This window comes from Ulvibacterium sp. (assembly GCF_965228935.1).
Lineage (GTDB): Bacteria > Bacteroidota > Bacteroidia > Flavobacteriales > Flavobacteriaceae > Ulvibacterium.
Genome location: NZ_OZ245846.1, coordinates 5,854,879 through 5,873,033, shown reverse-complemented (window position 1 = coordinate 5,873,033; position 18,155 = coordinate 5,854,879). Strand labels below are relative to the sequence as shown.

14 protein-coding genes are annotated in these 18,155 nt (G+C 43.8%); 12 read left to right on the top strand and 2 right to left on the bottom strand.

Annotation, left to right across the window (positions count from 1 at the left end):
- The first annotated feature begins 366 nt into the window (after positions 1-366).
- Together ACO06Y_RS24875 and ACO06Y_RS24870 are read left to right on the top strand one after the other, a co-directional pair.
- Entirely contained in the window at positions 367-798 is a 432-nt protein-coding gene (locus ACO06Y_RS24875) for a hypothetical protein (protein WP_422081766.1), read from the top strand.
- A gap of 354 nt (positions 799-1,152) precedes the next feature.
- Positions 1,153-1,497, top strand: coding sequence for a hypothetical protein (locus ACO06Y_RS24870; RefSeq protein WP_422081765.1), 345 nt, complete (start codon positions 1,153-1,155; stop codon positions 1,495-1,497).
- A gap of 77 nt (positions 1,498-1,574) precedes the next feature.
- Here ACO06Y_RS24870 and ACO06Y_RS24865 read toward each other — a convergent pair whose 3' ends face one another.
- Positions 1,575-2,870: a cation:proton antiporter gene (locus ACO06Y_RS24865; protein ID WP_422081764.1), complete on the bottom strand. Its 1,296-nt coding sequence runs from the start codon at positions 2,868-2,870 to the stop codon at positions 1,575-1,577.
- A 289-nt stretch (positions 2,871-3,159) separates the two neighbouring features.
- On the opposite strand from ACO06Y_RS24865, the gene rimP reads away from it, so the two are divergent.
- Genes rimP through infB form a run of 3 tightly spaced genes read left to right on the top strand, consistent with a single transcriptional unit; the run spans position 3,160 to position 7,586 of the window.
- Positions 3,160-3,621, top strand: a complete 462-nt coding sequence (gene rimP, locus ACO06Y_RS24860; protein WP_422081763.1) for a ribosome assembly cofactor RimP — start codon at positions 3,160-3,162, stop codon at positions 3,619-3,621.
- Between the two features lie 12 nt (positions 3,622-3,633).
- Positions 3,634-4,866 carry a transcription termination factor NusA gene (gene nusA / locus ACO06Y_RS24855; protein WP_120712316.1) on the top strand — a complete coding sequence of 411 codons (1,233 nt, stop codon included), beginning with the start codon at positions 3,634-3,636 and terminating at the stop codon, positions 4,864-4,866.
- A gap of 41 nt (positions 4,867-4,907) precedes the next feature.
- Positions 4,908-7,586 (top strand): translation initiation factor IF-2, encoded by a 2,679-nt coding sequence (infB, locus tag ACO06Y_RS24850; RefSeq protein WP_422081762.1) that lies wholly within the window; start codon positions 4,908-4,910, stop codon positions 7,584-7,586.
- 37 nt (positions 7,587-7,623) lie between these two features.
- Here infB and ACO06Y_RS24845 read toward each other — a convergent pair whose 3' ends face one another.
- Complete coding sequence (locus tag ACO06Y_RS24845) at positions 7,624-8,004, bottom strand: SPOR domain-containing protein (protein ID WP_422081761.1); 381 nt, start codon at positions 8,002-8,004, stop codon at positions 7,624-7,626.
- Positions 8,005-8,224: 220 nt separating this feature from the next.
- Between ACO06Y_RS24845 and ACO06Y_RS24840 the strand changes: the two genes are divergently transcribed.
- Genes ACO06Y_RS24840 through ACO06Y_RS24810 form a run of 7 tightly spaced genes read left to right on the top strand, consistent with a single transcriptional unit; the run spans position 8,225 to position 18,119 of the window.
- Positions 8,225-9,610, top strand: a complete 1,386-nt coding sequence (locus ACO06Y_RS24840; RefSeq protein WP_422081760.1) for a c-type cytochrome — start codon at positions 8,225-8,227, stop codon at positions 9,608-9,610.
- A gap of 34 nt (positions 9,611-9,644) precedes the next feature.
- Entirely contained in the window at positions 9,645-12,788 is a 3,144-nt protein-coding gene (locus ACO06Y_RS24835) for a TAT-variant-translocated molybdopterin oxidoreductase (RefSeq protein WP_422081759.1), read from the top strand.
- Positions 12,789-12,822: 34 nt separating this feature from the next.
- Positions 12,823-14,550 carry an NrfD/PsrC family molybdoenzyme membrane anchor subunit gene (nrfD, locus tag ACO06Y_RS24830; protein WP_422081758.1) on the top strand — a complete coding sequence of 576 codons (1,728 nt, stop codon included), beginning with the start codon at positions 12,823-12,825 and terminating at the stop codon, positions 14,548-14,550.
- A 1-nt stretch (position 14,551) separates the two neighbouring features.
- On the top strand, positions 14,552-15,082 hold the full coding sequence (locus ACO06Y_RS24825; RefSeq protein WP_422081757.1) for a DUF3341 domain-containing protein: 531 nt from the start codon (positions 14,552-14,554) through the stop codon (positions 15,080-15,082).
- Positions 15,083-15,084: 2 nt separating this feature from the next.
- Positions 15,085-15,645, top strand: a complete 561-nt coding sequence (locus tag ACO06Y_RS24820; protein ID WP_422081756.1) for a c-type cytochrome — start codon at positions 15,085-15,087, stop codon at positions 15,643-15,645.
- Between the two features lie 13 nt (positions 15,646-15,658).
- Positions 15,659-16,963: a quinol:cytochrome C oxidoreductase gene (locus tag ACO06Y_RS24815; protein WP_422081755.1), complete on the top strand. Its 1,305-nt coding sequence runs from the start codon at positions 15,659-15,661 to the stop codon at positions 16,961-16,963.
- Positions 16,964-16,994: 31 nt separating this feature from the next.
- A complete protein-coding gene (locus tag ACO06Y_RS24810) occupies positions 16,995-18,119 on the top strand; it encodes a cytochrome c oxidase subunit II (protein WP_422081754.1) in 1,125 nt (374 codons plus the stop codon).
- Positions 18,120-18,155 lie beyond the last annotated feature (36 nt).

The following is an 18,155-nucleotide window of genomic DNA, read 5'->3' as shown; positions in this document are numbered from 1 at the left end:
CGATGTTTCAACACTGTAGCACTATTTATTGAAAAATAATAACCTGTTTATCAGTAATTTACGAGCTTATTCTATGTCATAAACATTTCTCATAAAATATCTGGCATAAAGGCTGGGAAACACCTGTTTACATTTTAGGGGTTACGTAATCCAAAAACAGGTGTCTAAGCATTTATATGTAATATCAAGGCTCTATTTGAGCGTGGTATTGAATAAGATGTCTATGGAAGATCAAATAGTAGTGATGGTTCTCGTGGTCGGCAGCATTCTAGTTTTTATAATGGCGATTTGGATAATCTGTTTTTCGAGGATAAAAAGAGGATTAACGATAATGTCCAGAGTTAAAGACAAAATGATTGTCCGAAAATGAACGAACTTAAATATTATGTGGGCACAAGGCTAAAGTTTGTTATTCATAGGGAAGGTGATCGCATAGAAGAGGAAAAGGAGTTTACCGGAATTCACTTTTCAAAATCAACGACCACAATATGGTTCGGTGAAATAGGGTATAGCAATGAATACTTTGATTTTAAGCCGATCCTGAAACCTTTGAACATGCTGAAGCACCGGCTTAAGGGATTGGAAAAAGTAGGAGTGGAAAGTGCCTTTTTTTCAACAAATGTATTGGCCGCCGATTTATGGGCCATCGCCAATGGCGATATAACGGATTGGCGCTATTTTAAGTCGGATACACTCATCTTTTTAATAGATAGGCAATACGATGTTTTTGGTCTAATCGAAAGAAGATTGGCCATAAAAAGTATGGAATTGGAGGATGATACTTTGGAAGATCACTAAATAAAGCAATGCCAATGAATATGGATTTCACCCAATACGCCTGTATTCCGCTTTTCGATACATATTGGAATAGGCCCATAAAGACCCTTAAATTGGTAGATGGATAGGATTTGGGAGACTTGGCATACCGTGAATTTTTTTAGTTTGGAAGGGATCTCGGCTCGGAAGAGAGCGAAGTACGTATTCATCTACTTTTGGCATAAAAGTACCATTCATCCAAAGAAAATAACAGATTGTACATATTTCGGTAATGGATTTCCTATAATTTGTATATTGTTCGGGAATTGGGATGGGAAACAAGAGCCGTTCCAATTCAGCGCCCCACAATTTTAATGCACATTTTAGCTATTGCAGATGAAGTTAACCGTAAAAAACTTAAAGGTTATTCTTGTCTTGGTCATTCTAGGCTTTGGCATAGGAATCTATTTGCAGGATTTGGAGCACCGTAAAAGTACTGCGCATGCTTGGAAGGCAAATCGTTACAACCTTTCCCGTTTCAATAAGATTACCGAGTACAACAAAAAAATGAATTCCAGAAATTGGAAGCGAATGAGGGATAGCATTGCCCTACAGTTGGACACCCTTATGATTTTGAAATTTAGACGTGAGGTGGACAGTCTTAATGAACTTGAGCAAAAGAATGCCAAAGTTCAGCATGCTGGAAGTACCCTTGCCACTTCGTTATCATCCAGCGAATAGATTTTCCGGTACTCCAAAGTGTTTATTTCTTAAGTCTTCAACGAGTATAGTATCGTTGTGATTGATATTCGTCTATTTCAAATTTCAGGCTTTTCTCCCAAGATTTCTTGGCTCTCTCCGGTCTCCGGCACGGATACTTCCCCATCCTTCGCCGCATACTCCTCATCAATTTGATTCAATAGGGTCTTCATCTTTTTTTTATCCTTGATCATGGCCCAGGTCATGATTAGGCTGGTGCCAATGATTACGAACAATAAAATACCGGGTTCAAAATCAGCAACTTGAGCTTCCACGGGAATGGCAAAAAACAGCAGTACGGTAATCAATCCGCGGGGAGCAATAAACAACTGGGGCAGGATGTCGCTTCCCACAAAGGTTCGTAAGATTACAAACCGGATCCCATAAATGGAGACAATAATGAGAAGGCTTATCAAGGCCACGCTCAAACTAAAAAGCGAGGCAATGGCAATGGTCAACCCAAAAATCACAAAGAAAAAAGTACGTACCACAAAGGCGGTTTCCAAGGTTACGATATGGAGTTCATGATAGATACGATGTGCCTTTTCATATTCCAAAAAATGGGCCAACTTGCCTCCAAAAAACAGCTTCATATTGGCGATTACCAAACCAAATATCAGAATAATCAATAGTGAGGAAAGATGCAATTGCTTACCTATGGCATAGAGCAATAGGAGCACAGCTATCAATAAAAACAATTTGGCCTGACTCTTTATTTGTTGAAATATTAGAATAATGGCATAGCTGGCAACCAAGGAAAGGACTATGGTAAGTACAATATTCACCGCAAAACCCACAGCTCCCGAATCTTCGGCAGGATTCAGCCCGCCTACCAAAAAATAGAACATCATAATACCCATAATGTCCGAGAAAGTGCTTTCGTAAATATGGAATTCCTTTTTATGTTCCGCCAATCCGCTGACACTGGGAATGATGATGGCACTGGAAAGTATGGACAAAGGCGTTGCGTATAGCCAGGCGGATTGCATGGACATCTCGGGCACGAACTGAAAAAGTATCAAAGCCGCAACCCATGCAGACCCCAAAAGACCAACAAGGGCAATGGCCATGGACTTGAGTATAGGTACCAGTTTTTCCCTTTTCAATTCCAATTCCAGGGCAGCTTCCAGAACGATCATAATGAGTCCAATAATGCCCAGTACCTCAAGGGCCGGAAAAAAATCTACTTCCTCGGAGGTCATATACTTTAGGACAAATTGTAGAACTACCCCCAATAAGATTAACAATAATACCGAAGGTATGTTGGTACGTTTGGCAATACCATTGAACAAGAACGATAAAATTAGGATGACCGATGCCTCGATAATGAGGTTGTAGGATGAAAATACGTCCATTGGATATAGGTTGTTTTGGTCTATTTCCCTAAAGTAGGGTATAATTTTCAATTCATGTCTGCCTTGTTAGTTTTAATCAAGAACTACTTTTTGGTCGTAATATGGAAAGTCGGAAAAATTTGTATATTTGCACCACTGAACGGATATAGAATGTATTCATGAGGGGACAATAAGTCCTCTTTTTTATTGCTGAAACTTTGGTTTAAAGAGGTTCTTGACCCCTGAACTAAAACTACCGGTTGAAGCGAACCCCTTTGAAAGGCGGGGTCTATGGAAAAGTAGTGGCAAGATGTTGAAGGAAAAAGTAGCGTTGCTTTTAAAAAATGTCCTGGAAAAGGATGAGTCCCTTTTTTTGATTGATTGCTCCATCTCACCGGACAACATGATCAAGGTGGTAATCGATGGAGATCAAGGGGTTTCTCTACAGGATTGCATGAAGGTGAGTAGGGCCATAGAACACAGTCTGGATCGGGATGAGGAGGATTTTTCCTTGGAAGTGACCTCTTCCGGGGCCGCATCGCCCATACGTATGCCAAGGCAGTATAAAAAAAATATAGGGAGGAAATTAAAGGTAAGGACCCAGGAGGATACCTATGAAGGAAACCTTGTCGAAACCTTGGAAAATGGTATTGTTTTGACATGGAAGGCCCGTGAGCCCAAACCGATAGGAAAGGGTAAGATTACGGTCCAGAAAAAAAAGGAAATTGATTTTTCGGAAATAGAGGAAGCAAAAGTTATATTAAAATTTTAAGTGTAGTCAAAAATGGAAAACATTGCGTTAATAGAATCCTTTTCGGAGTTTAAGGACGATAAATTCATAGACAGGGTAACGTTGATGGCGATTTTGGAGGATGTTTTTAGGAACGCCCTAAAGAAAAAATTTGGTTCCGACGATAACTTTGATATTATTATAAATCCGGACAAGGGGGACTTGGAAATCTGGAGAAACCGGATAGTGGTCGAGGATGGCGAGGTTGAGGATCCCAACGAGGAAATATCCATTTCCGAGGCGCGAAAAATAGAACCCGATTTTGAAGTTGGCGAGGATGTTTCCGAAGAGGTTAAACTTATAGATTTGGGAAGAAGGGCCATTTTGGCATTGCGTCAAAATCTCATCTCAAAGATCCACGAGCATGATAACACTACCATATACAAGCAGTTCAAGGATTTGGAGGGTGAAATATATACCGCTGAGGTGCATCATATACGTCACAAGGCCATTATCCTTTTGGACGATGAGGGCAACGAGATTATCCTGCCCAAAGATCGTCAGATTCCTTCGGACTTTTTCCGTAAGGGCGACAATGTCCGAGGAATTATCGAAAGCGTGGAACTTAAGGGGAGCAAGCCTACCATTATAATGTCTAGGACCTCGCCACGTTTTTTGGAGCAGTTGTTCTTTCAAGAAATCCCAGAAGTTTTCGACGGTCTTATTACCATTAAAAAGGCGGTTCGGATTCCCGGGGAAAAAGCCAAGGTGGCCGTTGATTCCTATGACGATCGTATTGATCCCGTGGGAGCATGTGTCGGAATGAAAGGATCTCGGATACATGGCATCGTTAGGGAATTGGGTAACGAAAACATAGATGTAATCAATTGGACGAACAATCCGCAGCTTATGGTTACAAGATCTTTGAGCCCGGCCCGCGTCACCTCGGTAAAGCTCGATGATGAAAAAATGGCGGCACAGGTGTATTTAAGACCGGAGGAAGTATCCAAGGCCATTGGCCGCGGCGGACATAATATCCGTCTGGCGGGCCAGTTGACCGGTTATGAGATCGATGTGTTCCGTGAAGGAGTAGAGGAAGACGTGGAACTTACCGAGTTTTCCGATGAAATAGATGCATGGATTATTGAGGAATTCAAGAAAATAGGAATGGATACGGCCAGAAGCGTACTGGAACAAGATGTGGACGACCTTGTGAAAAGAACCGATCTGGAGGAAGAGACCATTTACGAAGTTGTGCGAATACTCAAGGAAGAATTGGAAGATTAGCTATATATTAGCAACGTTTTAAGGAAATAGGAATAGTATTTATGGCAGACAATGCAAACATAAGGCTCAATAAGGTTCTCAGGGAGCTTAATATTTCATTGGATAGGGCGGTGGATTTTTTAACATCCAAAGGGCATCAGGTGGATGCCCGTCCTACTACTAAAATATCCAATGAGATACATCAAGTGCTTTTGGACGAGTTCCAGACGGATATGAGCAAAAAGGTTGCGTCCAAGGAAGTAGGGGAGGAGAAAAGAAAGGAAAAAGAGGCCATAAGACTGCAATTGGAGCAAGAACAGGAGGAAAGACGACTTGCCAGGGAAAGAAGGGCTGCTGCATCTTCGGATAACGTTATTAAGGCCAGGGCAGAGCTTTCTGGTCCAAAGACCGTTGGAAAGATTGATTTAAGCCCAAAGAAAAAAGCTCCGGCTACTCCTAAAAAGACAGAAGAGACTACCAAAGTTCCGGAACCTAAGGCAAAAGAAACTCCGGTAGCCCCAGTAGCTCCGGAGGAAAAACCTGTACAGACCACCGAACCAAAGGAGGCTGAAAAGGAAAATGAAAAGATAGCGACACAATACCAAAAACTTTCCGGCCCAAAAATAACCGGAGATAAAATAGACCTTACCAAATTCCAAAAGCCAAAGAAAAAGAAGGAGGAGCCGAAGAGCACCGATGCCGGGGGAGATAGGAAAAAAAGGAGAAAGCGGATCGTAAGCAATACAGGTGATGCCAACAAGGGAACGGTATCGCGCGGTAGGGGACCCGGTGGAAGAAAGGATGCAAAACGGTTTGTGTCCGCAAACAAGGTGGAGCCCTCCGAGGAGGATGTACAAAAACAGGTACGGGAAACCTTGGAAAAGCTTCAAGGGAAATCCAAAAAAGGCAAAGGCGCCAAATATCGTAGGGACAAACGAGATCAACACCGTCAACAAACGGAAAAAGATCTTGAGCAGCAAGAACTGGAAAGCAAAATCCTAAAAGTAACAGAATTTGTTACGGCCAGTGAAGTTGCCACTATGATGGGTGTTTCCACCACCGAAATTATTTCGGCCTGTATGTCGTTGGGAATCATGGTTACCATGAACCAACGTTTGGATGCCGAGACCCTTTCCATAGTAGCCGAAGAATTTGGTTACGAAGTGGAATTTGTTACGGCTGAAATAGAGGAAGCCATAGAGGAAGAACAGGACGCACCGGAGGATTTGAAACCAAGGGCTCCTATCGTTACGGTAATGGGCCATGTGGATCACGGGAAGACATCTTTACTGGATTATGTACGCGAGGCCAATGTAATTGCGGGAGAAAGTGGCGGCATTACCCAACATATTGGAGCTTATGGAGTGTCCTTGGACAGTGGCCAAAAAATTACCTTTTTGGATACACCGGGTCATGAGGCCTTTACGGCGATGCGTGCGCGTGGGGCCCAGGTTACGGATATTGCGGTAATTGTAATAGCGGCGGATGATGATATCATGCCTCAGACCAAGGAGGCCATTAGTCATGCCCAAGCTGCCGGGGTACCGTTGGTATTTGCTATCAACAAGATAGATAGGCCAACGGCCAATCCGGACAAGATCAAGGAAGGGCTGGCCAATATGAACCTTTTGGTAGAAGATTGGGGTGGAAAAATACAATCCCATGATATTTCGGCCAAAACGGGGGATGGGGTAAATGAACTGTTGGAAAAGGTTTTGCTGGAAGCCGAATTATTGGAATTGAAGGCCAACCCCGATAAAAATGCCTCGGGTACCGTTGTAGAGGCCTTTTTGGACAAGGGACGTGGATATGTATCCACCATTTTGGTACAGGCCGGTACCTTGCAGATAGGGGATTATGTATTGGCGGGCACCCATAGCGGGAAAGTCAAGGCCATGTACGATGAGCGAGGTAAGGAAGTAAAAAAGGCAGGTCCGGCTACGCCTATTTCAATACTCGGATTGGACGGAGCACCGCAGGCAGGGGATAAATTCAATGTTATGGAGGATGAGCGTGAGGCCAAACAGATCGCGACCAAAAGATCTCAATTGCTACGGGAGCAATCCGTTAGGACCCAGCGTCATATTACCTTGGATGAAATCGGAAGGAGAATTGCCCTTGGCGATTTCAAGGAATTGAATATTATCCTCAAAGGAGACGTCGATGGTTCGGTCGAGGCATTGGTAGACTCTTTCCAAAAACTCTCTACGGATGAAATTCAGGTAAATATCATCCACAAAGGGGTAGGTGCCATAACCGAATCCGATGTACTTCTGGCTTCTGCCTCGGATGCTATAATCATTGGCTTTAACGTGAGGCCCATGGGGAATGCCAGGGAAATTGCGGAAAAAGAAGAGATCGATATCCGTATGTATTCCATTATCTATGATGCCATCAATGATCTTAAGGATGCCATGGAGGGAATGCTTTCTCCGGAGATAAAGGAAGAAATTACGGGTACGGCTGAAATTAGGGAAACCTTTAAAATTTCCAAGGTGGGTACCATTGCGGGATGTATGGTTACAAGTGGAAAAATATTCCGAAATTCCAGCATTCGCCTTATCCGCGATGGTGTTGTTATCTATACTGGGGAATTGGCATCGCTAAAACGATTCAAGGACGATGTCAAGGAAGTGGCCAAAGGATATGATTGCGGTCTCCAGATCAAGAACTATAATGATGTTAAGGAGAGCGATATCGTTGAGGCATTCCAAGAGGTGGCCGTGAAGAAAAAGTTATAAGCCGACAAAAAATTGATAGAAACAAAAAATCGACCCATTAGGTCGATTTTTTGGGTTTTAATAACATGGCATTGGGGTATTTTTCCCGTACTTCCAGAAACTTTCGTTCCGCTTCCAACTTGTCCTTGAATTTTCCGACCCTGACCCTATAGGTGGGTGAATCGAAATCTATTTTTGACGGCAGCTCGGGGAAATCCTCCTCTACCTCCATTTGTATTTCCTGAGCTTGGTCAAAGGAACCAAAACCCACTTGAATTCTATAATGTTCGGTGCTCTCCTTGGCCGATTTGTAAATGTCCAACAAGGCATCTATATTTTTATCTTGTTCAATGGTTATTTTTCCCTGCTGGGCATAGGAAAGATGAATTCCAAAAATCAGAACAATCAATGATAGCGGCGTTTTTAAGATGAAGTCCATAGTTTGTTTCTAGAGTTATACAAAAGTAATTCTTTATGTTTTAGTGCTTGAATTTTTCCTTTATTTAGAACAATTATAAATTAATAATTATAAATCCATTAACATTTTCAAAGTAAAGTCAATGTCGTATTTTTGCCTTCAATTTGAGGCACCGTAATACGACCTAACATCCCATATATACTAATTATCGTGCCAAGATTTCGAAAGAAATAGTTACCATATGAAAAAGGTTCCATACCGTAATCGAATTTCTAAAGTTTTAGGTGTTAGTCTCATTATTTTCCTTCTCTTTTCCGTCTCACTCCATAGTCAGGAAGAAACGGCTGCCGAAAGTGCTGAAGTTGCAGCGGAAGAAGGTGCGGCCGATGCCTCTTCCGGAGATCCCGTAAAGGGGAAATCCCTGTTCAATCAAAATTGTGCGGCCTGCCATGCCTTGAACCGAAAAATGACCGGACCGGCCTTGGCCAATGTTGAAAGTAGGCTGGCGGAAGAGGAAGGCCTGGACAAGGAATGGTTGTATGCTTGGATAAAGAACAGCCCTGGAATGATAAAGTCAGGCGACGCCTACTCGGTCAAAATCTATAATGAATATAATCAGGCGGCCATGACCGCTTTCCCGACTTTGAGCGACCAAGATATCGACGATATTTTGGCGTATACCGCGGCACCGCCACCGGCGGCCGCGCCTGCGGCGGCAGCTACAGCGACTGATGCTACTGATTCGGCCGCGTCTTCCGGAATTTCCAATGAGACCCTATTGGGTGCCTTGGCCGTAATCTTTGGGCTTTTGGTTTTGATGCTCTTCTTGGTCAATAGTACACTGAGACGAATTGCGGAGGCCAATGGCGTTGTTCTGGAAAAAGAAAAGGCGGAAAAAAGAACTCCTATCTGGAAAGCATTTGCACAAAATCAGTTTTTGGTCTTGGTCACCGCGATTTTCCTGTTGCTGGGGAGTGCTTATTTCGCTTATGGCTGGATGATGCAAGTGGGTGTAGATCAAGGATATGCGCCTATCCAACCCATTCACTATTCACACAAAATACATGCGGGCGATAATAAAATAGAATGCAAGTACTGCCACTCTTCGGCTAGGGTTTCCAAACATTCCGGAATCCCATCCCTGAACGTCTGTATGAATTGTCATAAATCCATTTACGAATACAAGGGGAATCCGGAAGGGCCTACCCAAGAGGATTTGGCCAATGGATATACTAATGAGTTTTATACCGGGGAAATTAAGAAATTGTATAAAGCCGTGGGTTGGGACGAAGAGAACCAAAGGTATACCGGAGAAAGTCAACCTGTTGAATGGGTGCGCATCCATAACCTTCCGGACTTTGCTTACTTCAATCATTCCCAGCACGTTTCCGTAGCAGGTATAGAATGCCAGACATGTCATGGCCCCGTGGAGGAAATGGAAATTATGTACCAATACTCTCCTTTGACCATGGGTTGGTGCGTGGAATGTCATAGGGAGACCAATGTAAAGGTCGAGGGTAACGAATACTATACAAAAATCCACGCGGAACTTTCCAAAAAATATGGCGTAGACCAACTTACAGCGGCCCAGATGGGCGGTTTGGAATGTGGAAAATGTCACTATTGATCAAAACTAAAGCAGCTAATTACAGAGATATCGTATGGCATCAAACAAAAAATATTGGAAAAGCGAAGCGGAGTTAAATCCTAACGATTCCATTGTTGAGACGCTGAGGCAGAACGAGTTTGTAGAAGAGATTCCTGTTGATGATTTCTTGGGCGATAAGGAAAACCTTTCCGCGACTAACACCAATCGAAGGGATTTCCTAAAGTATGTGGGTTTCAGTACCGCTGCGGCTTCCCTAGCGGCCTGTCAGGGCCCTGTCCGTAAATCCATTCCTTATGTTGTGCAACCGGAAAATATTGTTCCGGGCGTGGCCAACTATTATGCGACTACGATCGCCAACGGTTTTGATTTTGCGAGTATTCTGATAAAGACAAGGGAAGGTAGACCGATTAAGGTTGAGAACAATACGGATGCCAAAGTAGGTGGAAGCGCGAACGCAAGGGTGCAGGCCTCGGTTTTATCCCTATATGACAGTACAAGATTGCAAGGCCCTTTGGCCAATGGGGAGCCTGTGGAATGGGATGCTTTGGATGCCGGGGTAAGGGCCAAGTTGGGTAGCTTAAAAGGTTCCGGCAAGCAAATTGCCCTGTTGACACAAACCTATGCAAGTCCTTCTACTTCCAGGCTTTTGGAGGAGTTTAAGGAAATGTATGGCGATGTGAACCATGTTATTTATGACGCGATTTCCGAGGATGCCGCCCTTACGGCTTTCGAGAACCGATATGGGGAACGCGCCTTGGCGGACTATGATTTTTCAAAGGCGGATTTGATCGTTTCCTTTGGGGCCGATTTCTTGGCCGACTGGCAAGGTGGTGGATACGATAGCGGTTATGCCAAGGGAAGGATTCCAAAAAATGGGAAGATGTCCAGGCACATCCAGTTTGAGGCCAATATGTCCCTTACCGGTGCCAATGCTGATAAACGCGTTCCATTGACGCCCATGCAACAAAAAGTTGCCCTGGCCAAGCTGTATGCTAAATTAAATGGCACCTCCGTAAGCGGTGAGATTGGGGATGCAGAACAAGCACTGGATGCCGTAGTGGCACAGATTAAAAAGAATACGGGCAATACGGTAGTAGTTACGGGTATTGATGATATAAATGCCCAGTCCGTTGTTTTGGCCATAAATGAAATGTTGGGTAGTAATGCATTTGATCCTAAGTCCCCGAAATATAGTAGACAGGGAAGTACGAAGGCCGTAAATGAATTGATTGCCGATATGAACTCCGGGAAGGTCGGTGCCTTGATTATGGATGGGGTAAACCCCATGTACACCTTACCCAATGCGGCGGATTTTGCCAGTGGTATTGAAAAGGTAGATCTGTCCGTTGTATTCTCCACCAATTGGAACGAAACAACGGAGGTTACTCAATATACGGCGGCTACCAACCACTTTTTGGAGTCTTGGGGGGACGCGCAGATCAAAAAAGGCCATTATGGCCTTATACAGCCCACCATTAAGGAATTGTTTGATACCAGGCAATTTCAAACCGCACTATTGGCATGGATGGGCCGAGACGTTAGCTTTTATGATTACATAAAGGAAACTTGGGGGACATTTGTATTGAACGGGGCCGATTGGAACAAAGCTCTTCACGATGGGGTATTCGTAACTTCCGATGATATGGTCGATCCGGAAAATACTATGGGTCAACAAGATAAGGAAACATCGGATGCAACTACGACCGAAGAATCAACTTCAGGTTCGTCTGTTGCGCCCATAGCTTCTGCAGTACGTAGTTTATCGAATGCTACCAGCGGTGGAGGTATGGAACTGACACTCTACTCCAAAATAGGTATGGGAGATGGGCAACAGGCCAATAACCCATGGTTACAGGAATTCCCAGACCCCATTACCCGGGTGTCCTGGGATAACTATGTTACCGTTTCCAAAGCGGATGCCGAACAAATGGGATTGGTGAATGAACATGTGGCCAACGGCGGTATGGACGGAAGTTATGTGAAGCTTACGGTAAACGGGGTATCTATTGATAAGGTTCCCGTTATTGTGCAACCCGGGCAAGCCAACGGATCGGTAGGACTCTCTTTTGGTTACGGTAGAAAAGTAGGGATGAAATCCGAAATGCAGACCGGTGTTAATGGCTATGTATTGTACCAAAATTTCAATGCCATTCAGTCGGTAACGATTGAAAAATCGTTGGGAATGCACGAATTTGCCTGTGTTCAGTTGCATAAGACATTGATGGGAAGGGGTGATATCATCAAAGAAACTACCCTGGAAATTTTCAATACCAAAGATCACGCCGAATGGAATTACGTTCCCGTGGTATCCCTGAACCACCAAGAGGTACCTGCGACAACCGTAGACCTTTGGGACAGTTTTGATCGGTCCATTGGGCATCACTTCAATATGTCCATAGACTTGAATGCCTGTACCGGTTGTGGTGCCTGTGTCATTGCTTGTCATGCAGAGAACAATGTTCCTGTGGTCGGAAAACAGGAAGTAAGACTTTCCAGGGATATGCACTGGCTGCGTATAGATAGATACTATTCCTCAGAGGATACTTTTGAGGAGGATAATACCAAAAAAGATGAATTCGACGGTCTTTCTGGGGAAAGAGGTTCCTTGGGAGGCTTTGGGGAATTGGAGCATCCGGCTACCAATCCACAGGTGGCTTTTCAGCCTGTAATGTGCCAGCATTGTAATCATGCGCCCTGTGAGACGGTTTGTCCTGTTGCGGCCACATCACACGGTCGACAAGGGCAGAACCAAATGGCCTATAACCGATGTGTCGGTACCCGTTATTGTGCCAATAACTGTCCCTATAAAGTTAGAAGGTTCAATTGGTTCCTGTACAATAACAACGATGAGTTTGATTACTATATGAACAACGATTTGGGCAAGATGGTTCTAAATCCGGATGTAAATGTACGTTCAAGGGGTGTTATAGAAAAGTGCTCCCTTTGTATCCAAAAAACACAGAAGACCATTTTGGATGCGAAGCGCGAGGGACGTACCATTAAGGACGGAGAGTTCCAGACAGCATGTTCATCGGCGTGTAGCACAGGGGCAATCGTATTTGGGGATGTAAATGACGAGGAGAGCCAGGTTGCCGAATTGGCAAAAAGTGACCGTATGTACCATCTGTTGGAGCATGTAGGGACCAAACCCAATGTGTTCTATCATGTAAAGGTTAGGAATACCAACGAAGCTTAAACCATACAATAAGAAACAACTATAATAGAAATCTATGGCGTCGCATTACGAAGCACCTATACGAAGGCCCTTAGTAATTGGGGACAAAGGCTACCACGATGTAACCGTGGATATTGCCGCCCCGGTCGAGGGAAGGGCCAATAAGCAATGGTGGATTGTCTTTACCATTGCCTTGGTGGCATTTCTTTGGGGTGTTGGGTGTATAATTTATACTATTTCTACAGGTATCGGTACTTGGGGTTTGAACAAGACCGTTAACTGGGCATGGGACATCACCAATTTTGTTTGGTGGGTAGGTATTGGTCATGCGGGAACGTTGATTTCGGCCGTATTGTTACTGTTCCGTCAAAAATGGAGAATGGCCATCAACCGTTCTGCGGAGGCCATGACCATCTTTTCCGTAATCCAAGCCGGATTATTCCCTATTATTCACATGGGTCGTCCTTGGTTGGGTTATTGGGTACTGCCTATTCCCAATCAGTTCGGTTCACTTTGGGTGAACTTCAATTCACCCCTACTATGGGACGTTTTCGCCATTTCAACCTACCTTTCCGTGTCTTTGGTGTTTTGGTGGACAGGCCTTTTGCCGGATTTTGCAATGATTCGCGATCGTGCGGTCAAGCCATTTCAAAAGAAAATATATAGTTTATTGAGCTTTGGATGGAGTGGGCGCGCCAAGGATTGGCAGCGCTTTGAGGAGGTTTCCTTGGTACTGGCTGGTTTGGCCACCCCTTTGGTACTTTCCGTACACACTATCGTATCATTTGACTTTGCCACGTCCGTGATTCCTGGATGGCATACAACGATTTTCCCACCTTACTTCGTTGCCGGTGCCGTTTTCTCGGGCTTCGCCATGGTAAATACGTTGTTGATCATAATGCGCAAAGTCTGTCGTCTGGAGGCATACATAACCGTACAGCATATTGAGCTGATGAACATCATCATTATGATTACGGGATCCATTGTGGGCTGCGCTTATATTACAGAGCTTTTTGTGGCCTGGTATTCCGGTGTGGAATATGAACAGTACGCCTTTTTAAATAGGGCCACGGGGCCTTACTGGTGGGCATATTGGGCCATGATGACCTGTAACGTATTTTCACCACAGTTCATGTGGTTCAAAAAGTTGCGGACCAGTATCATGTTCTCGTTCTTTATTTCCATCGTGGTGAACATTGGAATGTGGTTCGAACGCTTTGTGATTATCGTAACCTCGCTTCATAGGGATTACCTTCCCTCTTCATGGACCATGTTCTCCCCTACTTTTGTGGATATAGGCATATTCATCGGGACTTTGGGCTTCTTTTTTGTATTGTTCCTACTTTATGCCCGGACTTTCCCTGTAATAGCACAGGCGGAGGTGAAGACCATATTAAAATCTTCCGGGGAACGCTATAAAAAACTTAGGGAAGCAGGAAAGCCACTATATGAGATTACCAAAACTGCCGAAATCAAGGAGAGCGTGGTTGAGGAAAAATCATTGACTGAAGAAGAACAGAAAAGTCAAGTTTCAACCCTTTTGGACTCGATTGGGGCATTCGATGCAAACACGGAAACGCCTGATGATTTAAAGAAGGTCAAGGGAATTGGCCCACAAATGGAAAAGACCCTGAACCAAATCGGGATATTCACCTTTGCGCAAGTGAGTAAGATGACTGAGAAGGAGTATAACCTTTTGGACTCCATTACAGGTTCTTTCCCGGGACGGGCACAGCGGGATGATTGGGCCGGACAAGCAAGAAGTTTAAATAACAACAAATAATATGGCATCTAAAGTTATACATGCTTACTATAATGATGATGATGTGTTGATGCATGCGGTCAAAAGGATAAAAGAGGCCAAACATCATATAGAGGAAGTGTATTGTCCTTTTCCGGTACATGGTTTGGATAAAGCTATGGGACTGGCACCGACTCGGATTGCCATTACATCCTTTATGTATGGTTGTTTGGGGCTTGCCGTGGCCATTGCAATGATGGATTACATCATGATAGATGATTGGCCCCAGGATATTGGAGGAAAGCCGAGCTTTAGCTATATCGAGAATATGCCCGCATTCGTCCCCATTATGTTTGAGCTGACCGTATTTTTTGCAGCTCACCTAATGGTTATCACCTTTTATCTGAGAAGTAGGCTATGGCCATTTAAAAAAGCCGAAAATCCGGATGTAAGAACAACGGACGATCATTTTGTGATGGAAATCGAAATCCATGACAATGAAAAGGAATTGCGTAATTTATTGTTGGATACCGGTGCGGTGGAGATAAGCATAGCAGATAAAAACGGTCATTGAATATGAAAAGTTTTGGTAAAATAGGAATAGTATTGGTCGGGGTTTTGGTCTTTTTTTCCTGTCAGGATGAAAAGATTCCGAATTATCAATATATGCCCAATATGTATGAGGCCGTAGGCTATGAGACCTATGACGAGGTCTATTTTTTGCCCAAAGGCACGGAAGCTTTGGCACCGCCGGAGAATACGATACCCAGGGGCTGGTTGCCCTATGGGTTTGAGAATACACTCGAAGGAAAGGAATTGGCGCGATTACAATCAAGTCCTTTGGATTCATTGCAAAGAGAGGAAAATCTGGCTGTTGGAAAAGAACTATATGATATCTACTGTGCCATATGCCATGGGGCAAACGGCAAGGGTCAGGGGAATTTGGTGAAACGGGAAAAGATATTGGGCGTACCCAGCTATGCCGATGCGGCAAGGAATATCACGGTGGGCACCACCTTTCACACCGTCCAATACGGTTTAAATTCCATGGGATCCTATGCATCCCAAATGAACACCACGGAGATGTGGCAGGTTTCGGAATATGTAATGAAATTAAAGGAAGACTTAACAAAATAATACATAGATCAATATGTACACCTTTTCAAGTAGATTAAAAATTGCTTCTATAGTATTGATGGTGGTGGGAGCCTTGGGATTGGGCTACGGTTTTCTTACCATGCCCACATCCGTGGAAGAAGCCAAGGCCATGGTGGCCAGCCATGACGATGGTCACGGAGGTTCTCATGGAGAAGCACATACCGGCACGGATTCCCATGGGGAACATGATGCTTCCCATGATGAGCACTTATTGCACCAATTGCAAAATAAGCCTTGGGCGGCATTATATGTAGCAGCTTTCTTTTTCTTTATGATCGCCTTGGGAACTTTGGCCTTTTATGCGGTTCAACGCGCCTCGCAGGCAGGATGGTCGCCATTGTTGTTCCGGGTTATGGAGGGGATTACTGCCTATCTGGTACCCGGCGGCATTATCGTCTTTGTTATTCTGGTACTTTCGGTAATGCATATGAACCATCTGTTTGTTTGGATGGATGCGGAGGTGGTGGCCCATGATAAATTGTTACTGGGAAAAGCAGGATATCTTAATCCGATTTTCTTTTTGGTCAGGGCAGCGATATTCCTGGGCGGATGGATTCTTTATCGGGAATATTCCCGAAAATTATCCATTAAACAGGATGAGTCCAATGACAATTCAAGCTTCAAATTGAACTTTAAGATTTCCGCCGGATTTTTGGTATTTTACCTCGTTTCGGAATCCATGATGTCCTGGGATTGGATCATGAGCGTGGATCCCCATTGGTTCAGTACCTTGTTTGGATGGTATGTTTTTGCCAGTATGTTCGTATCGGGCATAACGGTCATTGCCATGGTCACCATTTACTTGAAATCAAAGAACTACTTGCCAGATGTGAACGATAGCCATATCCACGACCTGGCCAAGTTTATGTTCGGAATCAGTATTTTTTGGACCTATCTCTGGTTTTCACAGTTTATGTTAATTTGGTATTCCAACATTCCCGAGGAGGTTACATATTTCGTTTCAAGGATTGAGGATTACAAATTGCCTTTCTTTGGAATGGTAGTGATGAACTTTGTGTTTCCCTTCTTGATTTTAATGAATAGTGATTATAAGCGAATTAATTGGTTCGTAATTATGGCCGGAATCGTTATCCTAGCCGGACATTACATTGACGTATTCAATATGATCATGCCGGCTACCGTTGGTGATCAATGGTATATTGGTATTCCCGAAATCGGGGCGATTCTTTTCTTTGCGGGACTTTTCATATTTTGGGTTTTCAGGGCTCTCGGTACGGTTCCTTTACAACCAAAGCGAAACCCATTTATTGAGGAAAGTAGGCATTTTCACTATTAACGGATTTTAAAGAATAATTTCAAATCATACAATGACTACATTACTGGTTTTAGTTGTTTTAGTTCTCGTGGCAATCGCAATTTGGCAGATGACAAAGATGTTCGAATTTGCCCAACTCAAAACAAATACTTCGGAAATAGCCAATGATTCCGATAACAAATACAATGGTTACCTATTGTTCGCGTTTTTGATATTCATTTATGGCATTACCATTTTTAGCTTTTGGAAATACTCAAAGGTATTGCTCCCGGAGGCCGCATCCGAACATGGGGGCGGTTACGATTATCTAATGTTGGTGTCCTTCATCATCATATTCTTTGTACAGACCATTACGCAGGCATTGCTTCACTATTTCGGGTATAAGTATAGGGGGGAGAAAGGTAAGAAAGCTCTTTTTTATGCGGATAATGACCGTTTGGAATTTATATGGACCATAATCCCGGTAATTGTATTGGCAGGGCTCATATTATGGGGCTTATATACGTGGACCAATATTATGGACATCAATGATGAGGACGATCCATTAATAGTGGAACTCTATGCCCAGCAATTCAATTGGACGGCCCGATATGCCGGGGAAGATAATGTTTTGGGCGGGGCCAATGTTAGGATGATAGATATTGATAAGGCAAATGTATTGGGATTGGATGAGTCGGATTCCTACGCCGCCGACGATATTATCGTAAAAGAACTTCACTTACCCGTAGGCAGGAAGGTAAATTTTAAAATGCGCTCCCAAGACGTATTGCATTCGGCGTACATGCCACATTTCCGGGCCCAAATGAATTGTGTACCGGGAATGACAACAGAGTTTTCGTTTACGCCGATTACTACAACGGAACAAATGCGGCAAAATCCGGATGTCGTGGAAAAAGTGAAACGTACCAATGCACTTCGGGCGGAATGGGCTGCGGAAGGAAGACCAAATTCCGATCCATGGGAATTTGACTATGTGCTCATTTGCAACAAAATATGTGGTAAGTCGCATTACAATATGCAAATGAAGATCATTGTGGAGACCGAGGAAGAGTATAATGAATGGATAAAATCCCAGAAGACCTTTGCGGAGACCGTTATGGTGGCGGAGGGGCAAGAACCCGATTTCAACCCTGCTGGAGCGGAAATGGCAGAGCTGTCTAATGAGACTCAGGATTAAAAATATTGCTAGAAAAAGAAAAAGATAATTAAAAAA